This is a genomic window from Streptomyces sp. NPDC001020, assembly GCF_053599115.1.
The window spans coordinates 19,363-43,687 of record NZ_JBSFLQ010000004.1; the positions used below are offsets into that span (position 1 = coordinate 19,363).

At 70.9% G+C, this 24,325-nt stretch carries 21 protein-coding genes; 12 read left to right on the forward strand and 9 right to left on the reverse strand.

Annotated elements, in window-relative coordinates; all coding sequences use genetic code 11:
* Positions 1-238: 238 nt before the first annotated feature.
* Positions 239-814, reverse strand: coding sequence for a GlcG/HbpS family heme-binding protein (locus ACWDEX_RS04390; protein WP_450461673.1), 576 nt, complete (start codon positions 812-814; stop codon positions 239-241).
* A gap of 287 nt (positions 815-1,101) precedes the next feature.
* Here ACWDEX_RS04390 and ACWDEX_RS04395 point away from each other — a divergent pair, with 287 nt between their 5' ends.
* From ACWDEX_RS04395 to ACWDEX_RS04410, 4 genes are all read left to right on the forward strand, one after another.
* Positions 1,102-2,358 carry a sensor histidine kinase gene (locus tag ACWDEX_RS04395; RefSeq protein WP_450461674.1) on the forward strand — a complete coding sequence of 419 codons (1,257 nt, stop codon included), beginning with the start codon at positions 1,102-1,104 and terminating at the stop codon, positions 2,356-2,358.
* A complete protein-coding gene (locus tag ACWDEX_RS04400) occupies positions 2,355-3,053 on the forward strand; it encodes a response regulator (RefSeq protein ID WP_450461675.1) in 699 nt (232 codons plus the stop codon). Before ACWDEX_RS04395 ends, ACWDEX_RS04400 begins: the two co-directional genes overlap by 4 nt.
* A gap of 438 nt (positions 3,054-3,491) precedes the next feature.
* On the forward strand, positions 3,492-4,700 hold the full coding sequence (locus tag ACWDEX_RS04405) for an amidohydrolase (protein WP_450461676.1): 1,209 nt from the start codon (positions 3,492-3,494) through the stop codon (positions 4,698-4,700).
* A 175-nt stretch (positions 4,701-4,875) separates the two neighbouring features.
* Positions 4,876-5,952, forward strand: a complete 1,077-nt coding sequence (locus tag ACWDEX_RS04410) for an O-antigen ligase family protein (protein ID WP_450461677.1) — start codon at positions 4,876-4,878, stop codon at positions 5,950-5,952.
* Positions 5,953-6,039: 87 nt separating this feature from the next.
* Here the strand turns inward: ACWDEX_RS04410 and ACWDEX_RS04415 are convergent, their stop codons facing one another.
* Positions 6,040-6,585: a hypothetical protein gene (locus ACWDEX_RS04415; RefSeq protein WP_450461678.1), complete on the reverse strand. Its 546-nt coding sequence runs from the start codon at positions 6,583-6,585 to the stop codon at positions 6,040-6,042.
* A gap of 102 nt (positions 6,586-6,687) precedes the next feature.
* Positions 6,688-7,473, reverse strand: coding sequence for a glutamate racemase (locus tag ACWDEX_RS04420; RefSeq protein WP_450461679.1), 786 nt, complete (start codon positions 7,471-7,473; stop codon positions 6,688-6,690).
* 16 nt (positions 7,474-7,489) lie between these two features.
* Here ACWDEX_RS04420 and ACWDEX_RS04425 point away from each other — a divergent pair, with 16 nt between their 5' ends.
* Entirely contained in the window at positions 7,490-8,707 is a 1,218-nt protein-coding gene (locus tag ACWDEX_RS04425) for a glycosyltransferase (RefSeq protein WP_450461680.1), read from the forward strand.
* A 13-nt stretch (positions 8,708-8,720) separates the two neighbouring features.
* Here the strand turns inward: ACWDEX_RS04425 and ACWDEX_RS04430 are convergent, their stop codons facing one another.
* Entirely contained in the window at positions 8,721-10,049 is a 1,329-nt protein-coding gene (locus tag ACWDEX_RS04430; RefSeq protein WP_450461681.1) for a TerD family protein, read from the reverse strand.
* Between the two features lie 292 nt (positions 10,050-10,341).
* On the opposite strand from ACWDEX_RS04430, the gene ACWDEX_RS04435 reads away from it, so the two are divergent.
* From ACWDEX_RS04435 to ACWDEX_RS04450, 4 genes are all read left to right on the forward strand, one after another.
* Positions 10,342-10,797 carry a DUF6643 family protein gene (locus ACWDEX_RS04435; protein ID WP_450461682.1) on the forward strand — a complete coding sequence of 152 codons (456 nt, stop codon included), beginning with the start codon at positions 10,342-10,344 and terminating at the stop codon, positions 10,795-10,797.
* 48 nt (positions 10,798-10,845) lie between these two features.
* Positions 10,846-11,673: an MOSC domain-containing protein gene (locus ACWDEX_RS04440; RefSeq protein ID WP_450461683.1), complete on the forward strand. Its 828-nt coding sequence runs from the start codon at positions 10,846-10,848 to the stop codon at positions 11,671-11,673.
* 184 nt (positions 11,674-11,857) lie between these two features.
* Positions 11,858-12,463, forward strand: coding sequence for an Rv1733c family protein (locus ACWDEX_RS04445; RefSeq protein WP_450461684.1), 606 nt, complete (start codon positions 11,858-11,860; stop codon positions 12,461-12,463).
* A gap of 124 nt (positions 12,464-12,587) precedes the next feature.
* Entirely contained in the window at positions 12,588-15,029 is a 2,442-nt protein-coding gene (locus tag ACWDEX_RS04450; RefSeq protein ID WP_450461685.1) for a right-handed parallel beta-helix repeat-containing protein, read from the forward strand.
* Here ACWDEX_RS04450 and ACWDEX_RS04455 read toward each other — a convergent pair.
* Positions 14,999-17,350: a hypothetical protein gene (locus tag ACWDEX_RS04455; RefSeq protein ID WP_450461687.1), complete on the reverse strand. Its 2,352-nt coding sequence runs from the start codon at positions 17,348-17,350 to the stop codon at positions 14,999-15,001. The two genes, ACWDEX_RS04450 and ACWDEX_RS04455, sit on opposite strands and share 31 nt — an antisense overlap.
* Before the next feature lie 273 nt (positions 17,351-17,623).
* On the opposite strand from ACWDEX_RS04455, the gene ACWDEX_RS04460 reads away from it, so the two are divergent.
* Positions 17,624-18,454, forward strand: coding sequence for a DeoR/GlpR family DNA-binding transcription regulator (locus ACWDEX_RS04460; RefSeq protein WP_450461688.1), 831 nt, complete (start codon positions 17,624-17,626; stop codon positions 18,452-18,454).
* A gap of 140 nt (positions 18,455-18,594) precedes the next feature.
* Here ACWDEX_RS04460 and ACWDEX_RS04465 read toward each other — a convergent pair whose 3' ends face one another.
* A complete protein-coding gene (locus ACWDEX_RS04465) occupies positions 18,595-19,719 on the reverse strand; it encodes a PLP-dependent cysteine synthase family protein (RefSeq protein ID WP_450461689.1) in 1,125 nt (374 codons plus the stop codon).
* A gap of 394 nt (positions 19,720-20,113) precedes the next feature.
* On the opposite strand from ACWDEX_RS04465, the gene ACWDEX_RS04470 reads away from it, so the two are divergent.
* A complete protein-coding gene (locus tag ACWDEX_RS04470; RefSeq protein ID WP_450461690.1) occupies positions 20,114-20,437 on the forward strand; it encodes a hypothetical protein in 324 nt (107 codons plus the stop codon).
* Between the two features lie 243 nt (positions 20,438-20,680).
* On the forward strand, positions 20,681-21,205 hold the full coding sequence (locus ACWDEX_RS04475) for an ATP-binding protein (protein ID WP_450461691.1): 525 nt from the start codon (positions 20,681-20,683) through the stop codon (positions 21,203-21,205).
* A gap of 84 nt (positions 21,206-21,289) precedes the next feature.
* On the opposite strand, the gene ACWDEX_RS04480 is transcribed toward ACWDEX_RS04475, so the two are convergent.
* The 3 genes from ACWDEX_RS04480 to ACWDEX_RS04490 all read right to left on the reverse strand — a co-directional run bounded on the left by ACWDEX_RS04480 (position 21,290) and on the right by ACWDEX_RS04490 (position 24,016).
* Positions 21,290-21,994, reverse strand: a complete 705-nt coding sequence (locus tag ACWDEX_RS04480) for an N-acetyltransferase (protein ID WP_450461692.1) — start codon at positions 21,992-21,994, stop codon at positions 21,290-21,292.
* A gap of 57 nt (positions 21,995-22,051) precedes the next feature.
* Positions 22,052-22,342, reverse strand: a complete 291-nt coding sequence (locus ACWDEX_RS04485) for an SHOCT domain-containing protein (protein WP_450461900.1) — start codon at positions 22,340-22,342, stop codon at positions 22,052-22,054.
* 246 nt (positions 22,343-22,588) lie between these two features.
* Positions 22,589-24,016, reverse strand: a complete 1,428-nt coding sequence (locus ACWDEX_RS04490) for an alkaline phosphatase family protein (protein ID WP_450461693.1) — start codon at positions 24,014-24,016, stop codon at positions 22,589-22,591.
* Positions 24,017-24,325: the final 309 nt, after the last annotated feature.

Sequence of the window (24,325 nt, forward strand, 5' to 3'; positions counted from 1 at the left end):
AGCGCGGTGAGCCCCGCAGGCCGGGCGTTGTGCCCGCTGTTCCATCGGGCCGCCCGCCTCGGTCACCCGCGTAGGGCGCCGTTCACCGACCGGTCCTTCCCATGGTGCTGTCGGGTGTCGGGGTGCGGTACGGACGCCCCGCCCGTACCGCACCGCGATGCCCACTCGGCGTGTGGCGGGCCACACCACCGGTGCCGGCCGAGGCAGCCTGGCAGACACGCCGGAGCCGGACGAACGGTCAGCGGGCGTTGCTGATCGCCGCGACGCCGGCCTGCGCGAACTGCTCGTCCAGGTCACCGGAGGGTGCGCCCGCGACACCGACGCCCGCGATAGGCGCGTTGTGATGGTCGACCGGGGCGCCGCCCGCGAGGAACAGCGTGCCCGGGATGTCCTTGAGTGTCGGGGCGGTCTCCAGGCGCTTGGCCAGCTCCGAGGTGGGCGCGTTCCAGGAGACCGAGGTGTAGGCCTTAGCGATCGCGGACTCGTAGGACTGCGGGCCGGCCCCGTCGCCGCGCAGGGTCACGATGGTGTTCCCGTTGCGGTCCACCACTGCGACGCTCACCTGCCGGCCGGCCTTGTGCGCGGCGTCCAGCGCGGCCTGGGCGGCACGGGTTGCTGCGCCGATGGTGAGGTGGTCGGTCTTGGTCGTGGCGTTGTCCTTCAACGCGGACGGCACGGCCTGCGTCGGGGCGGCGGCCCGGGGCTGGGCGGAGGCGGACATCGCGCCGGTCACACCGACCCCGACGGCCGCGCAGGCCGCGACGACGGTGACGGCCTTGACGCGGGTGGAGAACTTCGTGGCCTTGTGCTGCATGACGGGCTACTCCCTGTCGTGTGCGGATGCCGGATGGACGAGCACTGTTGTGTGCTGCGCTCCCCAAGCCTCCGCCTGTCCGCCCTGCCGGACCGTCGGCGTCCCGGCTGGGACCGGCACGCGGGACGGTGGACGGTCCCGTCATCCGATCGGTTGACCCCCACTCGCTCCCCCCAGGTCACAATGGGAGATGTTTGCCCAGCTCGGGAGATCGACGGGATGCGGAACGCCCTGGCGGCCGAGCGGACGGAAACACCCCTGACGACCCTGGCCGGAGAGGATCACTGATGCTGCCCTCAGCTGCCGAGCGTGACGCTCGCCGGCTCGCGCTGGTCATCCACGTGGTGTTCTTCCTGTTGTTGGGCGCCGCCGCGATCCGCTACCTGCAGCGGCACGGCACGGAGCCGCAGGCACCCGCGGTTCTTGCTCTGGCCTCGGCTCTCGCGCTGCTGTATGCCCTCGGCCCCGCTTTTGGCCGGCGCACCTCGTCAGGCCCGGCCGAGGACCCGCTTCCACAGCAGACGCTCCTGTCCCCGGGCCCCCCGCGCCCACTGTGGCTGTGCACGCTGGTCGCGGTCTGGGTCGTGCTGGTCACCCTGGCCCCCAGCTTTTCCTGGTGCTCCGTCCCGCTGTTCTACACCGCCCTGCGCACCCTGACACCGCCCGCCGCCAAATTCCTGATAGCGCTGCTCACCGCGCTGGTGATCTTCGCGCAGCTGCGACTGGCCCACCGCTTCGACCTCGACCTGGTGGTCGGCCCACCCGCAGTCGCCGCTCTGGCCACCGCGGTCTTCGCCCACATGGATCGCCAGCGGACCCGCCAAGCCGTCCTGATACGTGATCTGATCCGCACCCGCCGCGAACTGGCCGCCACCGAGCGCCGCGAGGGCGTACTCACCGAACGTCAGCGGCTGTCGATGGAGATCCACGACACCCTCGCCCAGAGCCTGTCCAGCCAGCACATGCTGCTCCAGGCCGCCGACCGGCTGTGGGACACCGACCCGCAGCGTGCCCGGGATCACGTGGGCACCGCCGCCACGATCGCCGAACGCAGCCTCGCCGAAGCCCGTCGCTTCGTCCACGACCTCGCCCCCGCCGACCTCGCCGAGGGTGGCGGCCTGGAAGCCGCTCTGCATGATCTGGCCTTCCGTGAGACGACCGACGAACGCACCGTGGGCTGCCACATCGAAGGCAGCCCAGGGTCGCAACCCTTGCCCGACGGCGTCCAGTCCGCGTTGCTGCGTGTCACGCAGGGTGCCCTCGCCAACGTGAGGGAGCACGCCGACGCCACCCACTGCGCCCTCACCCTCACCTACCTCGACGACCAGGTCCGCCTGGACATCGCCGACAACGGCCGAGGCTTCGACACGGCCGCCGTGCCCGAGCGCGCCACCGGGGTGCGCGGCCACGGCCTGCCCGCGATCCGCGCCCGAGTCCGCCAGCTCGGCGGAACCCTCACCATCGAGTCCGCACCCGGTGACGGCACCGTCGTCTCCGCTTCCGTCGCGCTCCACCCCACTGAGGAAGAGGTCCTGGCACCATGACCCGCACCGAACCCGCGCGGCCCGAGCCTGGCACCACCGGTACCGCCCCGCACACGGACCACCCTTCGGCCTCCGTCCGGGTCCTCCTCTGCGACGACCACGCCATGGTCCGCGCCGGGCTGCTCGCCCTGCTCGGCAGCGCCCCCGGCATCGAGGTGGTCGGCGAGGCCGGCAGCGGCGAGGAGGCCGTCGCGCTCGCCGCCAAGCTCGCCCCCGACGTCGTCCTCATGGACCTGCAACTCGGCGACGGCATGGACGGCGTGCAGGCCACCCGCCGGATCACCGCGGACTCCGGCGGCGCGGTGCACGTGCTCGTCCTGACCACCTACGACACCGATGCCGACATCACCCGCGCGGTGGATGCCGGTGCCACCGGGTACCTGCTCAAAGCCGAGCGTCCCGAGGAGCTCTTCGCCGCCGTCCACAGTGCTGCCGCCGGCCGCGTCGCCCTGTCCCCGCCCGTCGCTCACCGCGTCATAGCCCACATGCGCAGCCCCCGCCCTGCGCTCACCCCCCGCGAGCAGGACATCCTCGGCCAGTTGACGCGCGGCATGGCGAACCGCGACATCGCCAAGGCCCTGTTCCTCAGCGAGGCCACGGTCAAGACCCATCTGGGCCGCATCTACGCCAAGCTCGGCGTCGACACGCGCGCCGGCGCCGTCGCCGTCGCCAAGGAGCAACGCCTCCTGTCGTAACGGCGGGCAGGTTGCGCCGGGCGGCACTGGGCATCAGGTAGCGCAAGTGACGCAGTTCCAGGGCCGTGAGCAGGGGTATAGACGCCATCAATGAAACCCATTGCTAGTAGGTCTTGGACTCTATAAGCACAAGGCGTGCAGGGTGAATTTCGCTGGGCCCGTAAGGCCAGGAGCACTGAAGGAGCGACCCATGTCAGACCTCGTCGAGGGCGCCGCGCGCTGCGCTACGAGCCCCGCGAGGCGGCCGTGGACGTCTGCCGGTCCTGGCAGGAACGCAACGGCGGCCGGCGAAACGTGGCGGACGCCCCCACCGCCCACTGACCTGCGGGCCCGGCATGGCGGGACAGCGGCTCACCTCCCCGTCCGAGGAAGCAGCCGACGGACCGCTATGGCACGGGACCGGCGAACATCACCATCTCTGAACACACCTGGAGCGCCATGACACCTTCCCTGAATGCCACCGTCTTTCGTGACGTCCGCCCGTTCGGCGCCGCCCGAAACGTCGATCTGATCGCCGTGGACGGGCGGCTGGTCGAGCGCCTGCCGGACGGGGTCGAACCCTTGGTGGTGGAAGGAGCGGGCCGGGTCGCACTGCCGACACTGGTGGACGCGCACATCCACCCGGACAAAACCGCCTGGGGTGAGCCCTGGTACAGCCGTCGGCCGGCCAGTTCGCTGCCGCAGTACGTGCGTGGCGATGTCGAGTTGTACGAGCGTCAGCGCACCCCCCTCGCCGAGCGGGCCCACCGACTGCTGATCCATGCCGTGGCGTGCGGCACCCGCGCGGTGCGGGCGCACGTGGATGTGGCACCCGCCTACGGGCTGGCCGGAGTGGAGGGGCTGGCCCAGGTCCGGGAACGGCTGGCCGGAGCGCTGGATGTACAGGTGGTCGCATTCCCGCAGCACGGGGTGCGCCGGACGCCGGGCGCGAGTGCGCTGCTGGCGGAGGCCGCCGCGAGCGGGCTGATCGATGCGGTCGGCGGAATCGACCCGGCTGGCTTCGACGCCGGATCGGACGGCGAGGGCCCGGCTCAGCTGGAAATGGTGTTCGGCCTGGCCGAGCGCTACGGCCTGCACGTGGACATTCACCTGCATGACACGGGTGAACGCGGCCTCGGGACCTTGCGGGAGATCGCCGAGCGGACCAAGGCTGCCGGGTTGGGCGGACGGGTGGTGGTGAGCCATGCGTTCTGCGTGCCGGAGCTGGCGGGCGGACCGCTGGCGGAGCTGGCCGACCTTCTGGCTCAGGCGGGTGTGGGCCTGACCACGGTCGCGCCTTCGGCCCACCAGGTTCTGCCGTTCGGCGAGCTTCGGGCACGCGGGGTGCGGACGGGACTCGGCTCGGACGGCGTACGCGACGCATGGAGCCCGTTCGGCAACGCCGACATGCTGCACCGGGCCCATCTGCTTGGCTGGACCACGGGCGCCCGCACGGATGAGGAACTGGCCGCGTGCTTCGCGCTGGCGGCCGACGGAGGCGCCGAGCTGCTTGACCTTCCGGCCGTGACGCTGCGACCGGGCTCACCCGCCGACTTCATGCTGGTGGCCGGCGAGTGCCTGCCCCAGGTACTGGTGGACCTGCCCCGGCGCGACCTGGTGGTGCGGGCCGGGAAGGTGGTGGCCCGGGACGGCCGGTTCACCGGTTGACGCCGTCGGCATCCGCCATCGGGCGGAGATCGGCACACCAGGGCCGATGCGACCGCCAAACGTTCCTGCGCAACTCGTCCACAAACCCGCGCATCACCGTTACCGTGTGCCCGAGCCTCTGAGTGCGGTCGGACGCGGCCGGGACGGTCGGGGCCCGTCACAGGGGAGCGACGGGGTGGGATCCACGGGGACAAAGTCCGCGGCCGGGGCCGCGGACGCGAAAGACGAGAGAAGAAACGTTTCGGATGCGACGGGCCTCCTGCTGCTCGGCGCGTGCGCGACCTGGTCGCTGATCACGGCCGCCGCGCACGGCGGCAGACCCGAGGGCGTCCTGCTGGCGGTGCTCGCCGTCGCGGCCGGATACGCGTCAGGGCGGATCTTCGGCGCGCTGCTGCCGCTCGCCGCGCCCGCTGCGGGGGCGTTCGCCGGCCTGGGACTGGCCATCACCGCACCGCGCGTCACGGCCGACCCACACTTCGTCGCACCGCTCGGGCACAGCGGCGCGACAGCCGCGCTGCTGACGCTGTCCACGGGGGCGGCGTGCTGCGCCGCGTGGGCGGCCCGTGCCCCGGGGCCGCGTCTCGGCCTGAGGATGTCGGCCGCGGGGATCGCGGTGGCCGCGGCCGCGCTCGGCTCAGCGACAGGGCTCGTCGCCTCCACCGGGGTGCTGCTGTGCTCGCTCGCCGCCGCCCGGCTGCGGCACCGCGGCCCCGCACTCGCCGGGCTCGCGCTCGTCGCGGCGGTGGTGACCGGGGCCACCTGGGCGATCTCTGAGGACGTCCTGCCGGACGGTCTGACCGCCTTCCTCGACGATCAGCTGACCCAGCATCGAGTCCTGCTGTGGCACGACGCCCTCGCCCTGGCCCACCGCGATCCCGCACTCGGCGCGGGCCCCGGACGCTTCGGCGAGCTGAGCCCCGCGACCACCCAGTCGCTCCTGTCCGACGGTAAGCCGCACTCCGCGCCGCTGCAGCAGGTCGCGGAACAGGGGCTGGTCGGCGCGGCGCTGCTCGCGGCGGTGTTCTGCTGGGCCCTGCACGCTCTGTGGCGGACGTCACGTCCCACGCCGGTCGCCCTGACGGCGGGTGCCGCGCTGACGGCATTGGCCGTGATCGCGTCGGTCGGCAACGCGCTGAGCTTCACGACGGTGACGGCAGGGGCCGGACTGCTGGCAGGTATCGCGACGGCTCATCCACTGCGGGACGAGGAAGAAGGCAGGGAATCGGAGGAGGCTGGGGCGCAGGAGGAATGACTCCTGTCGTCCGCGGAACGACGGGCGCGCCGAACAACCGTCGATGACGCGTCATCAGGAACGCGTGGCGTGTCCGGACGACGGACGTCAGTGTGTGGCGCCGGGCAGGCTCGGCCGTAGCCGGGCACGGATGACTCGTACCGCTGACTCGGCGTTGTCCACGGTGATGGTGAACGTGTGGCCGTCCCAGAGGCGCAGTACGAGCCCCTCACCACGCCGTACGACGACGGCCGTGCCCTTCTCGGGTCGCCAGCGGTAACCCCACCCACCCCACTGACGTGGGGTGACCCGGGGGGCGAACTCGGCACCGGCCACCTGCGCGAGCGGGATGCGTCGGCGTGGCAGACCGATGTGGCCGCACCGCACCTCCAGGCAGTCCTTGTCGACCTTGACGGCGACGTGCACGAACGCCAGCGTGCCGAAGAGGACCAGCAGTCCGGCGGCGATGCAGCCCACGACGGACATGACGAGCGGGGCGATGCCGGACGTCCATGCGGAATCGACGGCCAGTTCGATGCCGAGCGCCATGCACGCGGCACCACCGATGGCGAGCAGCCACTGGGCACGATTGGTCGCGCGCCCCGTCCAGACCTCGGGATGCGGGGCCGTGTTGCCACTGAGGTGGTCGCTCATGCCTTGAGGGTACCCAGGTTCTACAGCACGGGCACGAAGTCGCACACGGTCCCCGGTCAGGGACTGGGTACACAAGCGGGGCGATGGCGATCGCCCCCGCCGTCATCGCGCCGGGCTGACCGCCTGCAGAATCCTGCCCTCGTCGTACGCCAGCGCGGCGGGCGGCAGCGTCCCCTCGCGTCCGCTGAGCAGGACCGCCATGCCGCAGTCGACCGAAGCCTTCGGTGTCGGATCGGCGCCGATCCGGCGCAGCGCCTGCGCGGCCACCGCACCGGCGGAACCGTGCAGGACGAGCGGTGGCCGGTCCGGCTGCTGGACGGCGGCGCGGATGCGGTCGGCGACCAGTTCGTAGTGGGTGCAGCCCAGGACGAGCGTCGTCACCTCGGCCGGAGTGCGCGCCGCGGCCGCGGCGACGGCCGCGGCGATCGCCACCTCGTCCGCCTTCTCCACGGCGTCGGCGAGCCCGGGACACGGCACCTCGGTGACCTGCACCCCGTCGGCGAACTCCCGGATGAGACCGCGCTGGTAGGGGCTGCCGGTGGTCGCCGGCGTCGCCCAGATCGCGACTGGCCCTCCGCCCGCCGCGGCCGGCTTGATCGCCGGGACCGTGCCGATGACCGGGATACCGGGTTCGAGGAGGGCGCGCAGGGCGGGCAGGGCATGCACGGAGGCGGTGTTGCACCCGACGATCAGGACGTCGGGCCGATGTGCGGCGGCGGCCTCGGCGACGGCCAGGGCACGCTGGGTGAGATCCTCCGTGGTGCGCGGCCCCCAGGGCATGCCGTCGGGGTCGAGGGAGAGTACGAGATCTGCGTCGGGCCTCAGGCGCCGAACTGCGGCAGCAGCAGGTAGCAGGCCGATTCCGGAGTCCATGAGCGCGATTTTCACCCGGTAACCATAGACGATGGCCTCGAAACGGCCTCAGGGGTGGGGCAGACTGCGGGGGGTGAGTGCCCTTGTGTGGATCACCGTCGTGTCTCTGGCCGCCTGGTTGTGGCTGCTGCTCGGTCAGGGCTTCTTCTGGCGTACGGATCTGCGGTTGCCGCCCCGCCGGGAGCCCGACTCCTGGCCGTCCGTTTGTGTGGTGGTGCCGGCACGCGACGAGGCCGCCGTACTTCCTGACAGTCTCCCGTCGTTGCTCGCGCAGGACTATCCGGGGCGCGCGGAGGTCTTCCTGGTCGACGACGGCAGTTCGGACGGCACCGGGGAACTGGCCCGCGAGCTGGCGAAGCGGCATGGCGGGCTGCCGCTCACCGTCGACTCCCCCGGCGAGCCCCCCGCGGGCTGGACGGGCAAGCTGTGGGCCGTGCGCCACGGAATCGCTCTCGCACACGCGCGTTCACCCGAATACCTGCTCCTGACGGACGCTGACATCGCCCACGCGCCCGACAGCCTGCGGGAGCTGGTGGCGGCTGCGCACAGCGGCGGCTTCGATCTCGTCTCGCAGATGGCCCGACTGCGGGTGGAGAGCGCGTGGGAGCGGCTGGTCGTACCCGCCTTCGTGTACTTCTTCTCCCAGCTGTACCCCTTCCGTTGGATCGCGGTGAAGGGATCGCGCACCGCGGCCGCGGCGGGCGGCTGTGTGCTGCTGCGTGCCGACGCCGCCGAACGGGCGCGGATTCCCGACGCCATCCGCCAGGCCGTCATCGACGACGTGGCGCTCGCACGGGCGGTCAAGGACGGCGGCGGCCACATCTGGCTGGGGCTCGCCGATCGAGTCGACAGCGTGCGTCCCTATCCACGGCTGCACGACCTGTGGCGCATGGTCTCGCGCAGTGCGTACGCCCAGTTGCGGCACAATCCGCTGCTGCTCGCCGGTACGGTGCTCGGGCTCGCCCTCGTCTACCTTGCGCCGAGTGTGGCGCTCGTCGCCGGGCTCGTCACCGAAGACACGATGGCGATGGTGGTCGGTGGGCTCGCCAAGCTGGTGATGACGGTGACGTACCTGCCGATGCTGCGCTACTACCGTCAGCCGCCGTGGCTCGGGCTGTTGTTGCCGGTCACCGCGTTCCTGTACCTCCTCATGACGCTCGATTCGGCCGTGCAGCACTACAGGGGCCGCGGCGCGGCCTGGAAGGGCCGCACCTACGCGCGCCCGGACGCCGTGCTCGACGAGCAGTGAGCGAGCGGGCCGGTCACTTCCGGCCGGGAGTCCAGTTCATGCCCCACCCGTAGGCGCGGTCGATGGTGCGTTGCGGGCTGACGCCACGCTCCGCCACCAGGTAGCGGGCCTCGCGCTGAACGACGAGGTCGCCGCCGGTGTTCGTGATCAGGGCGAGCGCGCACACGGTCGAGGGCACCGTGCACTCGTCGAGGAAGAACTCGACGGGCGCCCCGTGTTGCGGCTGGAGCGTGACCGTGGCGTGCAGGTCGGCGAAGGAGCGGGCGCCTTCGTAGATGGTCACGAAGATCAGGACGCGCCGGAAGCTCTGCTGTTGATCGAGGTTGATGGTGAGGTTCTCGCCGGTCTCCACGGCGCCGGTGCGGTCGTCGCCGTCGAGGTGGATGTACGGCGGCTGGTGCAGTGATCCGAAGGCGTTGCCGAGGGCCTGCACGACTCCCTTGCTGCCGTCGGACAGCTCGTACAGGGCGCACAGGTCGAGGTCGAGGTCCGCGTGCATGGCCACCGCCCGGCTGCGCTTGCTGCCCCACCCGGAGAACTGCTTGCGCGTCTGCCAGTTGAGGTTCACACGCATGGCGCCGGAGGTGCCCCCCTGCTTGGTCAGTGAGACCGAGGGGGCCTGCTTGGTGAGAGTGACCTTGGTGAGGCGGACCGGCGTCGAGGGTGTTACCGGTGGGGCGGGCGGCGGGATCGGCGGCGTGCCGTAGTGGCTCGACCCTGGCGAGGTGGCCACCGGCGGCAGCGTGGTGAGCGGCGGTGCGGTCGGGGCGTTCGGCCAGTTCGGGGGCGTGATGGGCGCGGGCGGCAGCGCCGCGTGCTGCGGCTCGTCCACCGTGATCCCGTACTCCGTCGCGAGGCCCTCCAGTCCACTGTCGTAACCCTGTCCGACGGCGCGGAACTTCCAGGCACCTTGGCGGCGATAGAACTCCCCCAGCACGAAGGCCGTTTCGACGGTCGCGGAGGGATCGAAGCGCGCCAACTCGGTGCCCTGCCGCGCATCGAGCACCCGGATGTACAGGCCGGGAACCTGCCCGAACTTTCCGCCGTCGGCGGAGGCGACGAGCACGACGGTCTCGATGGCGGCCTCCACGCGCGCGAGGTCGACGAGGAGCGTGTCCGTCACCTGGCCGCCCACATCGCGTTTGCCCTCGTGGCGCACGGCGCCGGAGGAGTGCGCGGGCTGGTTGTAGAAGATGAAGTCGCCGTCGGTGCGGACCCTCCCGGCGGCCAGCAGCAGCGCCGAGGCGTCCGCGTCGGGCACGCCGGGTCCGGAGCGCCAGCCCAATTCGACCCGCAGAGCTGTCGTCGGCACCTGAAGGTTGGATCCCTTAGGCATTGACATGTCCGCCCCCTCATTGTCACCGCGTCGGGACCGCCGAGTCCCGGGCAGTCGGCCGCATCCATTCCGGCCAACCTATTCTGCTGGGGCCTGAACTCCCATGCCCCGCACCGGAAGGCCGGTGGTCGACCACTGACACCCGTCCGGAACTCGGCTTTTACGCGATCCAAACATCGTCCGCTGCCCTTTTTTGCCAAGTTCGCTCGGATTAGGGATCTCGCGTCACCACGGACACGGAAAACAACCCTCTAATCGGTCTCCCCAACCACCACATCGTGGGCTTACCTTATGTGCCATGACCTCCCCCCGCTCCACCTATGGCGGCGGTTACTACTCCGCTTCGCCCTTCCGGGACACTCCGATCTACGACTCGCTCGTCGCCGAGCGAGGAACCCCGCAGATCGCCCCGATCCCGGTCCCCTCCACCTACGAGGTGCCCGGCAACAATCTGCCGGCACTGCCGTCGGCGCTGCCCGCGCTGCCGCCGGCGCTGCCGACCGGACCGTCCCAGCAGGCCCCCTCCTACGGCTATCCGCAGGCGCCGCAGGCCGCTCCGCCGCAGCAGGGCCAGACGGCGTACATCCCGCAGCAGACGGGTCCCCGCGGCTATCCAGGACCCCAGCCGATGCAACACCCGCACCCGTCGGCCGCCGGCACGGGCTACGAGGCGATGCGCCCCGCGGCGCCGCGCCCGGCCCCGGCTCCGTACCAGGACCCGTACAACAACGGGCAGCAGTACCGCGGGTACTGATCCGCCCCGCGGCGTGGGGTCGTCGGTGCCCGATGGCACCATGGCTTCATGTCGACACCAGCGCTGCACTCCCTTCACATTCACCCGGTCAAGGCACTGCGGGGCCAGACGCCCCACGAGGCCGTGGTGGAGCCATGGGGGATGGCCGGGGACCGGCGCTGGGCGATGACCGACGCTGCGGGCAAGATCGTCACCCAACGCGAGCACCCGCGCCTCGCACTTGCCGCCGCCGAGCTCCTGCCCGGCGGCGGCATCCGTGTGTCCGGGCCCGGCCTGGAGCCACTGAGCGTCGCCGTTCCCGAAGGGACCGGCACGAAGACCGCCAAGTGGTCCGGGGAGAAAATCGAGACGGTCCCCGCGTGCGCCGAGGCGAGCGAGTGGTTCAGCACATACCTCGGTGAGGACGTGACCCTCGTCCACCTCGACGACCCCGCCACCCGCCGTCCCCTCGACGACCCGCCGCACGGGCGCCCGGGTGAGACCGTCAGCCTGGCCGATGCCTATCCACTGCTGCTCACCACACTCGCCTCCCTCGACGCCCTCAACTGCCTGCTCGGGCAGGGGGACCGCCCCCATGAGGGCCCACTGCCCATGAACCGGTTCCGGCCGAACGTCGTGGTGTCCGGCACCGCGCCCTGGGCCGAGGACGACTGGCGGCGGATCTCCGTCGGCGACGTTGTCTTCCGGGTTGCCAAGAAGTGCGGCCGCTGCGTCGTGACCACCACCGACCAGACCACCACTCAGCGGGGGAAGGAGCCGCTGCGCACCCTCGCCCGCCATCGCCGCTTCGGCGACCAACTGGCCTTCGGGCAGTACCTGGTGCCACAGGCGGCCGGCACGATACGGGTTGGCGACCCGGTCACGATCCTGGAGTAGCGGGGACGGATTCACGATCGGGGCCCGGTGGGGAACCAGGGCCATGCGCACGGTCGTTGGGTGCATGAGAAGTTCATGAGAGACCCGCGGGTCGGGAAGAGGGTGATGTCCCTTCCTCTTCCCCCGCGTTGGGCGTGAAGGGCGGTCTGGAGGGGTTGTCACGGACGGAAAAGGGGGCCGGACGGTGCGGGCAATCGGGGGTCTTTGGCGTTGGCGCCGCAATCCGCTGCGCCGTACGACCGATCTGGTCGAGGCATGGGTGGCGCTCGCCGCCCTGGTGCTGATTCTGGTCAGCGCACCCATCATCGGCGCCCTGGTCGGATCGCTCGCCCAGGACTCCCTGCAGCAGTCGGTACGGGAGCAGCACCGCACCCGTCACCTGGTGCCGGCCACCGTCGTCAAGAAGCTCGACCGTAGCCTGTTGGACTCGGATCCGGAGATCTCCTCTACGCGCAGCGCGCGCTACCGCGTGCTCGCCGACTGGACCGCGCCGGACGGCACCGCACAGCACGGCGCTATCCTCATCAACCTCAAGTCCCCGCACAAGGGGGACCACTTCACCGTCTGGACCGACGACCACGGCCGAATAGTGGACCGACCGCTGGACGGCGCCACCGCGACAACACACGCCGTGCTGGCCGGTGTCGGTACGGCCGCGGTGATCGTGGGACTCGTCGAGGGCGTGCGTCGGCTGATCGTCTGGCGCATGGTCCGTCGCCGTTACGCACGCTGGGACCAGGCCTGGGCCAAGGCGGGCCCCGACTGGGGCAGGACGGGCACGGGCAGTTGACGGCCTTCGGGCTCCGGTCAACCACCCGCCTCCACGCACGCTACGGTGGACCGGCCGAACTGTCGGGCTGTTCGGCATCTTCGCGAGAACCCGCGTGAGTACGAGGTGGGGGCACAGCAGCGCCATGGCACAGGGCACGGTCCAGGTGACGCACACCGGAACATCGCGGTGGCGACGCCGCACGGGCGAGTACGCATCGCTCACCGCCGCTCTGGAGGCCGCGGGCGACGGGGACGTGCTCACCATCGCTCCGGGGATCTACCGGGAGAACCTCGTCGTCCAGCGGGCGGTGACGCTGCGCGGGGCCGAGGGCTCCCCCGGTTCGGTGCGCCTCGCGCCGGTGGACGGTGTACCGCTGACCGTGCGGGCCTCCGCGGTGGTCCAGGACGTGCACATCGAGGGCCAGGACGCGGCCGCACCCGCGCTGCTGGTCGAGGAGGGCGTTCCGGAACTGGTGGACGTGCGGATCGTGACGCGGTCCGCGGCCGGCATCGAAGTCCGCGACAGCGCGCGCCCCACGGTCCGACGCTGCACGGTCGACAACCCGGCCGGAATCGGCATCGCCGTCGTGGACGGCGCCGGCGGGGTCTTCGAGGAGTGCGAGGTCATGGCGGCGGCCCAGTCGGGCGTCGCAGTCCGCGGCGGCGCGCACCCCCGGCTGGAGCGCTGCCGGGTGCACCACACGTCGGGCACGGGTCTGTCCGTCACCGGTGAGAACTCCTCACTGGAAGCGGTCGGTTGCGAGGTGTACGAGGTCCGGGGCTCCGGTGTCCAGGTCACCGGGCGTGCCGCTGCGCACCTGACGGACTGCGATGTGCGCCGCACGACCGCGGACGGCATCACGCTGGACACGGACGCGGTGCTGACGCTCGCCGACTGCCACATCCACGACATCCCGGAGAACGCGGTCGACCTGCGTTCTCGCTCGGTGCTCACGCTGACCCGCACGACGGTGCGGCAGTTCGGGCGCAACGGCCTGTCGGTGTGGGACCCGGGCACCCGGGTGGACGCCAACCAGTGCGAGATCTCCGACAGCACGGGCGACTACCCGGCGGTGTGGGTCAGCGACGGCGCGACCGCGGTGCTCGATTCCTGCCGGGTACACGACGTGCCGGACGCCCTGTTCGTCCTCGACCGCGGCTCGCGCGCGGACGTCGTGGACAGTGACCTCACCCAGGTGCGCAACACGGCGGTGTCGGTGAGCGACGGTGCCACCGCGCAACTGGACGACTGCCGGATCAAGGACGCGGCCACGGGCGCCTGGTTCCGGGACCACGGCAGCGGCGGCACGCTGTCCGGCTGCACCATCGACGGCACCCAGACGGGCGTGATCGTCACCAAGGGCGCGGACCCCACCGTCGAACGCTGCACGGTGACCTCACCGGCGGAGGCGGGCTGCTACGTCTCCGCGGGCGGCCGGGGCAGCTTCCTGAACTGTCGGGTCACCGGCAGCGGCGGCTACGGCTTCCACGTGATCGACGGCTGCCGTGCCACGCTGAAGAAGTGCCGTACGGAGCGGTGCGCGCGCGGAGGCTACGAGTTCGCGGACGGCGGCCCGAACGCGCCCGGTGGTGGCGGTGCGGTCGTCGAGGACTGCACCAGCGACGAGAGCGCCGGGCTGCGGCCCCCGGCGGCTCAGGAGACCTCCGTACAGACGGCGGGAGGGTCCCTGGGCTTGTTGGGTGCCATTCCCGGCCAACGCACCACCGAGCAGGAGCCTGCCGACAGGGTGCCGTGGGAGCCGGAGCAGCCCACCCGCACGTCGGCGGCCGTACTCGGGGAACTCGACGCGCTGGTAGGTCTGGAGAGCGTCAAGCGCGAGGTGCGTGCCCTCACGGACATGATCGAGGTGGGGCGCCGTCGGCAGCAGGCGGGGCTGAAGGCGGCGTCCGTGCGGCGGCACCTGGTGTTCACCGGCTCTCCCGGTACCGGCAAGACGACGGTCGCCCGACTGTACGGCGAGATTCTGGCCTCGCTCGGGGTGCTGGAGAAGGGCCACCTCGTGGAGGTGTCCCGGGTCGACCTGGTCGGTGAGCACATCGGTTCCACCGCGATCCGCACCCAGGAGGCCTTCGACCGGGCGCGCGGCGGGGTGCTGTTCATCGACGAGGCCTACGCGCTTTCGCCGGAGGACTCCGGGCGTGACTTCGGGCGTGAGGCGATCGACACCCTGGTGAAGCTGATGGAGGACCACCGGGAGGCGGTCGTGGTGATCGTCGCGGGCTACACGGCCGAGATGGAACGGTTCCTGTCGGTCAACCCCGGGGTCGCGTCCCGCTTCTCACGGACCATCACCTTCGGTGACTACGATCCCGAGGACTTGCTGCGGATCGTGGAGCAGCAGGCCGAGGAGCATGAATACCGACTGGGCCACGGGACCGCCGAGGACCTGCTGAAGTACTTCACGGCGCTCCCCAAGGGGCCCGGGTTCGGCAACGGCCGCACCGCGCGCCAGACCTTCGAGGCGATGGTGGAGCGGCACGCGGGCCGGGTCGCCCAGTTGGCGGAGCCGAGCACGGACGACCTGACGCTGCTCTACCCGGAGGACCTGCCGGATCTGCCCTGAGCCATGTCTCCGGGCCGTGGCCCCGGCAGCTCCGGCCGCAGCCGCGCCAGTAGTCGCTCGCGTTCCTCGGCGAACGCCGGATCGGCTTGGTAGTCGCCGTGCCCGAGGATCGGCGTGGGCAGGGGGTGCTCCTGGGTGCGGCCGTATGCCAGCGGGTCCTTGAGCGGCTCCCTGTCCACCTGCGGGCCGCACTCGCCGGGCAGTCGTATCGGGCCGCCGATCGGGTCGGTAAAGCGGTAGAGGTTGCGCCAGCAGTCGACCTCGCGGTGCAGGGAGCTGAGCGCGGCCCGGCCGAAGTACGCGGGGAACCAGCGCCCGTACAGCCGCTCCAGCGGCGAACCGTATGTCAGGAGGGCCACCCGCCGGCGCACGGAGGGCTCGAGCTGCCACGCCGCTGCCGCCGCCAGAACGCTGCCCTGGGAGTGGCCGGAGAGGACGAGCCGCCCGCCGGTGGTACCCGTCCAGGTGGCCATGCGCCAGGTCAGATCGGGCACGGCACGCTCGGCGTAGCAGGGCGGGGCGAACGGGTGGGCGGCGCGCGGCCAGAAGGTGCCGACATCCCACAGGATGCCGATGGTGCGGCGCGCCGACGGGTCCTTGTAGGCCCGGCGCCCCCAGGTGACGAAGAGCAGGAAGCCGATGCCGATCAGCCAGGAGCCGAGCGCCTGCGCGGTCCCGGCGAAGCCCTGGACGAAGGGCTGTGTGCCGCGCGCGGCGCCGTCCGGCGTGTCGCTGGTGGTGAAGGCTCCCGCCAGGGCCGCGGCACCCAGCAGCAGGGTCACGGCGGAGGTGATGCTCACGACGCGCGGGGCCCGGTCGGTGAGGGTTGCCATGGCGCGCGTGCGGGCGATGTGCAGTGTGCGGGCCGTGTCCTTGGGCTCGCCCGGGTAGTCGCTTTCGACCGTGCCCGTCTCGGCGCGGCTCAGCAGCCGGGCGCGCCGGACCAGCCGGCCGACCAGGACCAGCAGGACGAGCAGCAGCGGCGGGATCACGGACGCCTGCCAGGTGAGGAGGACGGGCGGGCCCGTCATGGAGTGCCCGGTGCCGTCCAGCCAGTCGGCGACCCGCTGGGCCACACCGCCGGTCATCACGCCGCCCAGCGCGCAGGCCAGCATCGCCACAGCGGGTCCGGCCAGTCCGCGCATCGCGGTGCGCGCGTCCGGGTGGGCGCGGTGGAGGACATGGGCAACGACGGCGAGCGCGATGACGAGGAGACACTGTGCCAGGGTGATCGAACCGAACGTGGCGTCGCCCGAGAGGCGCCCCACCGAACGCCAACCGGCACGCGACCAGCCGGCGTACACCATGGTCAGGGCGAGCACCGCCAGCGCGGCCAGCGGCAGCAGACGCACCAGCACGCGGTCGAGTTCCTGGTCGAGCAGGTTCTCGGTGCGGCCCCGGCGGCACACCACCCACACCACAACCACCGCGCTCACGAGAAAGGTTGCCTCCAGGAGCCGACTCAGCACGTCGAGTTGGATGGGGCCGTTGGCCTGGTCGTAGTGCGCGGCGGGGCGGCTGAGTACTGCCGCGACGGTCAGGAACCCCGCGGCGGTGTGCGCGGCCCGCAGCCTGGCCACCAGCCGCCGTCCGTACCAGAAGCCGGGGCTGCCCAGCGTGGTGCGGTGGGGCTCCTCCTCGGGTTCGGGGCGGGCGGAGAGCGGCTGCTGCGACTCGTACGCGCTCCAGGTGCGGTGCGAGAGGTACCACAGGATGCCGGTGAGCGCGGCGGGAACCAGCGACGCGAGGGCGAGACGCCGCCCCGGCAGGCTCCACCAGCCGTCGCCGGAGACGGCAGGCGAGAGGAAGCCGAGCCACGAGTGGCGCTCGGCACACGCCCGCGTGCCCGCGCACTGCCAGACCGCCAGGTCCAGAGCGACTTCACAGGCGGCGGCGACCAGCAGCACCGTCAGGGTGAGCCCGACCAGGCGGACAATCAATCCGTACAGGCCTACCCAGCGTCGGCGGTCGGTCGTCGTGGGGCGCATCCAGTGCGCCAGGTTGGCCACCATGAAGGGCATCAGCAACAGCCACAGGGCGCGGGCGGCGTTCCCTGAGGTGAGGTTGCACCAGACGTACGCCTCCCGAACCGGCCCGTCGTGGTGGTCCTCGGCATGCCCTTCCGCGTCGGCGTCGGCGGTGCGCCGGTAGACGGCGGCCGTCTTGTCGCCGGCGATCCGGACCGTGCGTGGATCGCCCAGCATCTCCTCGGGAGTGGTGCCGCCGACTCCGTGGACGAGAAGTTCCAGGGCCGCTTCGGCCCTCGCGGGCCGCCGGCCTGCGTCGCCGCGCTCTTCCTCGTGTTCCTGTCCCAGATCCAATGTTCCGCATCCCCCGCGCCCGTACGATGTGTCATGCGCAGGCAGAGCGTCTCCGCTGTGACCGCGGCGCACACCCGTTTTCACCGAAACTCCCCGATACGCGTGACGAAGGGCGGACAGCGGTTCGCGCTCCCCGGGTACGGGCGGTGGCACGGCCCACGGCCGCCCGTGCGAGGATGAGACGTCCTCAGCGATGGTGGCGGGACAGTGGATCGTCGGCGCCGGTGTGCACGGGGTGTCGGACGCGATGGGACGAAAGGGAGCGGAGCGGACGTGAGCGAGAATCAGAACCTCCTCGCGGAGCAGCGCCGTGCCCTGATCCTGGACGAGGTACGACGGCGCGGCGGCGTCCGCGTGAACGAGCTGACGCGCAAGCTCGGTGTCTCCGACATGACGGTCCGCCGCGATCTCGACGCGCTCGCCCGCCAAGGGGTGCTGGAGAAGGTGCACGGCGGTGCGGTGCCGGTGGTGGAGGCCAGCACGCACGAGCCGGGGTTCGAGGCCAAGTCGGGTCTGGAACTGACGGCCAAGGAGGACATCGCGCTGGCCGCTGCGGAACTGGTCGCGCCGGGTACGGCGATCGCGCTGTCCGGTGGCACGACGACGTACGCGCTGGCTCACCACCTGCTCGACGTGCCGGATCTGACCGTCGTCACCAATTCAGTGCGCGTGGCCGATGTCTTCCACTCGGCGCAGCGCACCTCGGGCCAACGGCAGGGCACGGCCACGGTCGTGCTGACCGGCGGAGTGCGGACGCCGTCCGACTCGCTCGTGGGGCCCGTGGCCGACCGGGCGATCGCCTCTCTCCACTTCGACGTGCTGTTCCTCGGTGTGCACGGAATATCGATCGAGGCGGGCCTGTCGACACCGAACCTGGCGGAGGCCGAGACCAACCGGCGGCTCGTGCAGTCCGCGCGACGCGTCGTGGTGGTCGCCGACCACACCAAGTGGGGCACGGTGGGCCTGAGTTCGTTCGCCGCGCTCCAGCAGGTCGACACGCTGGTGACCGACGCGGGGCTGCCGACCGAGGCGCGCGCGGAGGTCTCGGAACACCTCAGACAGCTGGTGATCGCCGGCGAGCACGAGGACGGCACAGACATCTGACTGCCCGCCGGCCGAGCTGACGCCGGCGGCGGGCCTTCCGTCTCACGCGGAAGTCCGCACGGGCGGGCCCGGGACGCGCGATCCGCGCCGCGGTGACGGCACTGGAGCGGAGTCTGGCAGCACCCGGGGCCTGACCCGGGTCAGGCCGGCCATACCCCGGTCGCCAGCAGCGACTCGATCGCCTCCGTGTACGGCGCGATGTCCAGCCCCTGCTCGGCGAGCCACCCGTCCGAGTAGTACTTGTCCAGATATCGGTCGCCGGAGTCGCACAGCAGGGTCACCACGCTGCCCGTGCGGCCCTCGGCCACCATCTCCGCGACGATCTTCAGCGCGCTCCACAGGCCCGTGCCGGTCGAGCCGCCTGCCTTGCGGCCGATGGCCGCTTCCAGTGCTCGTAGCGCGGCGACGGCGGCCGCGTCCGGGACCTTCATCATCCGGTCGATGGCGGCCGGCACGAAGCTGGGTTCCATCCGGGGCCGGCCGATGCCCTCGATACGCGAGCCGCGGTCGCAGGTGACCTCCGGATCGCCGGACGTCCACCCCTCGAAGAAGCACGAGTTCTCCGGATCGGCGACACAGACGCGGGTGTCGTACTGCAAGTAGTGGGCGTACCGGGCGATGGTCGCCGAGGTACCGCCGGTGCCTGCCGTGGCGACGATCCACGCGGGCTCGGGGAAGCGTTCCAACTCCAGCTGGCGGAAGATCGATTCGGCGATGTTGTTGTTGCCGCGCCAGTCCGTGGCCCGTTCCGCGTAGGTGAACTGGTCCAGGTAGTGGCCGCCGGTCTCCGCCGCGAGGGCGGCCGAGGCCTCGTACATCTGCCGCGAGTCGTCCACGAAGTGGCACCGCCCGCCGTGGAATTCGATGAGACGGCACTTCTCCGCGCTCGTCGTGCGCGGCATGACCGCGATGAAGGGTACGCCGATGAGCCTGGCGAAGTACGCCTCGGAGACGGCCGTGGAGCCGCTGGAGGCCTCGATCACCGGGCGGCCCGGCCGGATCCAGCCATTGCACAGGGCGTACAGGAACAGGGAGCGTGCCAGGCGGTGCTTGAGGCTGCCGGTGGGGTGGGTCGACTCGTCCTTGAGGTACAGGTCGATGCCCCAGTGCTCAGGCAGCGGGAAGCGCAGCAAGTGCGTGTCGGCCGAGCGGTTGGCGTCGGCCTGGACCTTACGGACGGCCTCCTTGAGCCAGGTCCGGTACTCGGTGTCGCTGCGGTCGACGTCGAGGGTCCCACCGGGGTGGGACAGCCGGGGAGTGCTCACGCCAGGGCTCCTTACAAGAATGTGCCGACGCCGGATTCACGTGGTCGGACGTCTCGATAATAAACACCTTCCACACGCTTCTCACCTGCATAAACGCGTCTTTGATCAGCTCAAAGGCGCTTCTGTGGAGGGCGAGGGGCAACGGTGGGGGCGCATCCACGCGAGTGCGCCTCCTGCCCGACGCGACCTCGCCGTGCGCACTGGTGCGAGGCGCCGGGTACGGGCAGACTGCACGACAGGGGACGCCGATCGGTGCTGCGTCGGGCACCCGCACGGGACACCGCCCCGTCGGGATGCGGACCGGATCACGACCGAACTCGATCGGGGCCACGCCGGATCGCGGTCCACGCCGGATCCGGACCGGGCCCAGCCGAAGCACAAGGGGGCGGACATCATGGCGGAACCGGAGTTCAGGGCCACGGGTGTGCGGATCGGAAAGAGGCTGCGGTCGCTCACCCGGGCCGGTCAGGTGCGGATCAGTGACGGCAGGCTGCGCCTGCTCACCAGCTACGGCAGCGAGATCGACAGCGCGCCGGTGCAGGCGGTGCGCGCGACAAAACCCTGGTTCGCGCCCGAGGACAGGGCGCTGGCCGATCTGAACGGCACCCGCTATTCGCTGACCCTCGGCGACCACGACCCCTCGCCCGGACAAGCGGGGCCCCCGTCGGCACGGCGGTTCATCGAGGCGGTCCGCAGGGCGGCCGGGCACGGCGACTGAGCGTGGCGCGAGTTGCGAGACGCCATCCCGTGGGTCACTCTGATCTCACATCACTCTGGGTTTACCGGCGATCACGCTGAAGAACCAGCCCGCCGGACACGACAGCGGGCGGCCCCCGTACGAAGCCGTTCCGCGCCAAGCGGCCGGAGTAGTCAGCCGCACAGCAGGCGGCAGGTAAGCCCGGCCATCCTGCTGGATCCGATCTTCGCCTTCTTCCGGACCTCAATTCGGGGAGTCGCAGCCGTGATCAGCCAGCCAAGCAGGCAGTGCACGGTGGAGCTCCAAGCCCTGCCGTCGCGGATCGGCCAGGTCCGCAGAATCGTATCGGCGCATTTGCGCTACTGGCACCTCGATCCACTGATCGACCGGGCCGCGCTCGGTGTGACGGAGCTGTTGACGAACGTCCACCTGCATGCCCAGCCCGACAAGACGTGCACCGTGGAGATGGAACTGCTGCTCGACCGGCTGACCGTCTCCGTGCACGACCACGACCCTCGCCTGCCGGAGCTGCGCGATGCGGATCTTTCCGCCACCAGCGGACGCGGACTCGCGATGGTCGCCGCGGTGGCCGACACCTGGGGGGCGCGCCCTGACGGCGAATCGGGCAAGGTCGTCTGGTTCACGCTTCCGGCGCCCCCCTCGGCGCCGGCCAGGCCGATACGGCACCGCACGCCGTATGACCTGGCCCTCGAGGCACCCGCCCCTGGCCACGCAGTCGACGACCGCAGGCCCCACCATGCTCCCGCCCGGTCCGCCGTTGCCGGCTGACCGGGCGGTGATCTTGTACGGCTCGGCCGCGGATCACTCCGTGATCCGTCTTTCGAAGTCGGCTGCCGAGCCGAACCGGCAGCGTCAACCTACGTCGTGCCGGATCCATACGTTGGGTTCGACGTAGCTCGCGTGGTCATGTGCGGTGTCACAGTGCACCGGGACGAGGGCGCCTGGTACGTCGATGTCACCGGTGCTGTCGAAGGGCAGGCCGGTCCACTGCCGCCACTGGGCCAGGGACCCGCTGACCGCCATCGATGCCGAAGCGACCTTCGCGATGCTGCCACCGGCCTTGACGTGCACGCGCAGCCATGGATCGGCCGGCAAGCCGTCGTCGCGCTGCCGGCGGATGTAGTCGGCCATGGAGACCCGTGGTTCGAGGTGCTTGGCCGTGGGACGGACCGGGGCCAACAGCACGTTGTGGCCCTGTCGGGCGGCAGCGTCCCGCAACGCGCCCAGCATGCGGTAGGACAGGCCGCGGCCGAGATACTCGGTGTCCACCGTGATCTCCAGCGTACTGACCGTCGTCAGCGAACGCCCATGACGCTGGTCGCGGAACGCCCACACGAGCACCTGATCCCAGCCCTTGTCCGGCGTCTCCTCACGGCCGTCGAACTCGGCGTTGAACGGCACGCTCAGGCCGCGCGCAACGACGCGGTCACCGTCCGTTGCCACCACGCAGTACTGGGGGAATTCCTCAACCACCCGGCTCAGCAAGGCGCTTGCGACCGGATCGTGCGGTATGAAGGCCGGCCAGGTCTCAGCGATCTCGTAGATCCGGGAAGCCAACGAGGGGCGCTCGGCAACCGGGGTCCGTGGCGGCCGCTCTCGTGGCGGTCCTTGCGCTCATACGGCTCCGCTCTTGCCCGTGCGGCCGAACTCTTCCTCCAGGACGGAGAGCCGGCGCCAGTACTCGTCCTCGTCGATCTCGCCGGAGGCGAAGCGGCGGCCGAGCACGGCGATCGGCGAGTCACCCGCCGGCCGGCCGTCCATGCCGCGCCACGGCACGCGGCGGCCGCGCCAGACGGTGCGGCGCAGGACGCTCACTGCGCCGAACACGACGGCCGCCCAGATCAGCGGGAAGAACAGGATCCACGGGCCGGGACCGCCGTCCCAGTGGTGGGCCAGGGTCTGCATCTCGGTCATCTCCCTCGGTGAGTTCTCCGGTGGTGACTCGAGACTCGCGCCGAGCGGGGGTTCCCGTCGTCGTACGGCCGGCGACAGTGTGTCTACCTCCGCAGGAGTACGCGTGCGGCGACCGCTTCCTGCCGACGGCCTCGAAGTCGTGCGCCCGCTCAGCGGCGGCGTGCCGACAACGACCGCGAGCGTTCCCACCCGCCCGCTGAGAGAGCCCGACGCCAATGGCGCGAGCCCTCTCAGGTGTCACACGTGCGGACGACGGCCCCTCTCCTGGTGCGGGATTCTCTGGTCCGCTCCCGGGAGCGCCGGCTTCGGCAGTGTCGCCACCCCCTCCCTCACCTTCTCCAGCCGGTCCGCCGTGTCATCGGGAAGCCGGGGCGGGCGAGAGCGGGCGTTGCGGAAACGGAACGCGGTGGTGAAGTCGCCGAAGGTGGCACGCCGCCAGTCGCTGATGTTCGGCTCCCGCACCCCGGTGAACCGCTCCAGGAACCTCAGGGCGGAGGTGTGGTCGAAGGCTTCCGAGGCGACCCAACCGCCCGTGGTCCAAGGCGAGATGATGATGGCCGGGACACGGAAACCGCCGCCGATCGGCAGACCCTTGATGTACTCGTCCTGCGTCCCCGGCGGTGCGGTCGGCGGAGCCACGTGGTCGAACAGGCCATCGTTCTCGTCATAGCTGAGGATGAAGGCGGTCTTGCGCCACACCTTCGGGTTCGACGCGATCGCCTCGATCTTCGAGGCCACGAAGTCGGCGCCGGCCGCGGGGAGATAGTGGGGATGCTCCGACTGGTCGCTCGTCGGGATGATCCAGCTCACCGTCGGGAGACGGTCGCCCCGCGCGTCGTCCTCGAAGGTGCCCTCAGGCTGCGGGCGTACGCCTCGCTCGTACAGGTCGGAGCCTGGCCGCGCGTTCTTGAATGCGGCGAACCGCTTGAGCAGGTTGCAACCGTAGTCGTCTTCCTGCTGATACACCTTCCAACTGATGCCGGCCGACTGAAGTCGTTCGGCGTACGTCGTCCAGCGGTACGGCGTCGGCGCGGCGTTGCTGATGACCGGACCGCCCCGGGTGCCGTCCGGATCGATAGAACCGGTCATCCACATCAGGCGGTTGGGCCAGGTGGGGCCGAGCACCGAGCAGAAGTAGTTGTCGCAGATGGTGAAGGTCTCGGCGAGCGCGAACTGGAACGGGATGTCATCACGTGTGTAATAGCCCATCACGTACGGGCCGTTGACGCCGTCGGCCTTGCGGTGGGCCGGCAGCCACTGGTCCATCTTGCCGCCGTTCCAGGCCCGGTGCTGCACAGACCAGGCGTGGCTGGTGGACGGGATGGCCTGTGCACTCGACTTGTGGGTGTCGAGGTGGAAGGGGAGCAGATAGCCCTTCGGGTTCTCCGCGTCGGGCTGATGGAAGACGGAGCGCCCGTTGTCGAGCCTGAGGGCGTGCGGGTCGTCGAAGCCCCGGACACCCGACAGGGTGCCGAAATAGTGGTCGAACGACCTGTTCTCCTGCATCAGCATGACGACGTGTTCGATGTCGCGCAGCGAGCCGCGCCTAGGGGGCCCGGCGGCGACGGCCTTCTGGACGCTCGGCGGGAGGAGGGAGAGGGCCGCGGCGCCGCCCAGCGCGCCCGCGGCCGAACCCAGGAGTCTGCGGCGTGTCAACTCGGCCATGAATGCCTTCTTCTTGAGCGAGAGAAGCTTCTTCGAAGTGACGGCCCATCAGGTCCAGGGGCCGCCGATCATTCTCTGCCCGTGAGCGGCGGGGCGAATCAGGGGGCGGTGGTGAACATGTGCCCGATGGGCGGAAGAAAGTTGACCACGCCGTGACTGTCGAAACCGCTGCATTGCGAAGCTGTTGCCTTACGTTGAGAAGGCGATGGCTGTTCCATGAATCCGGCGCACGGCTCCGTGGGCGCGCATGGCTCGCCGGTCAACCAGTCCGCACTGTGCTACCTCTGAACACACGTGACGGGAATGAAC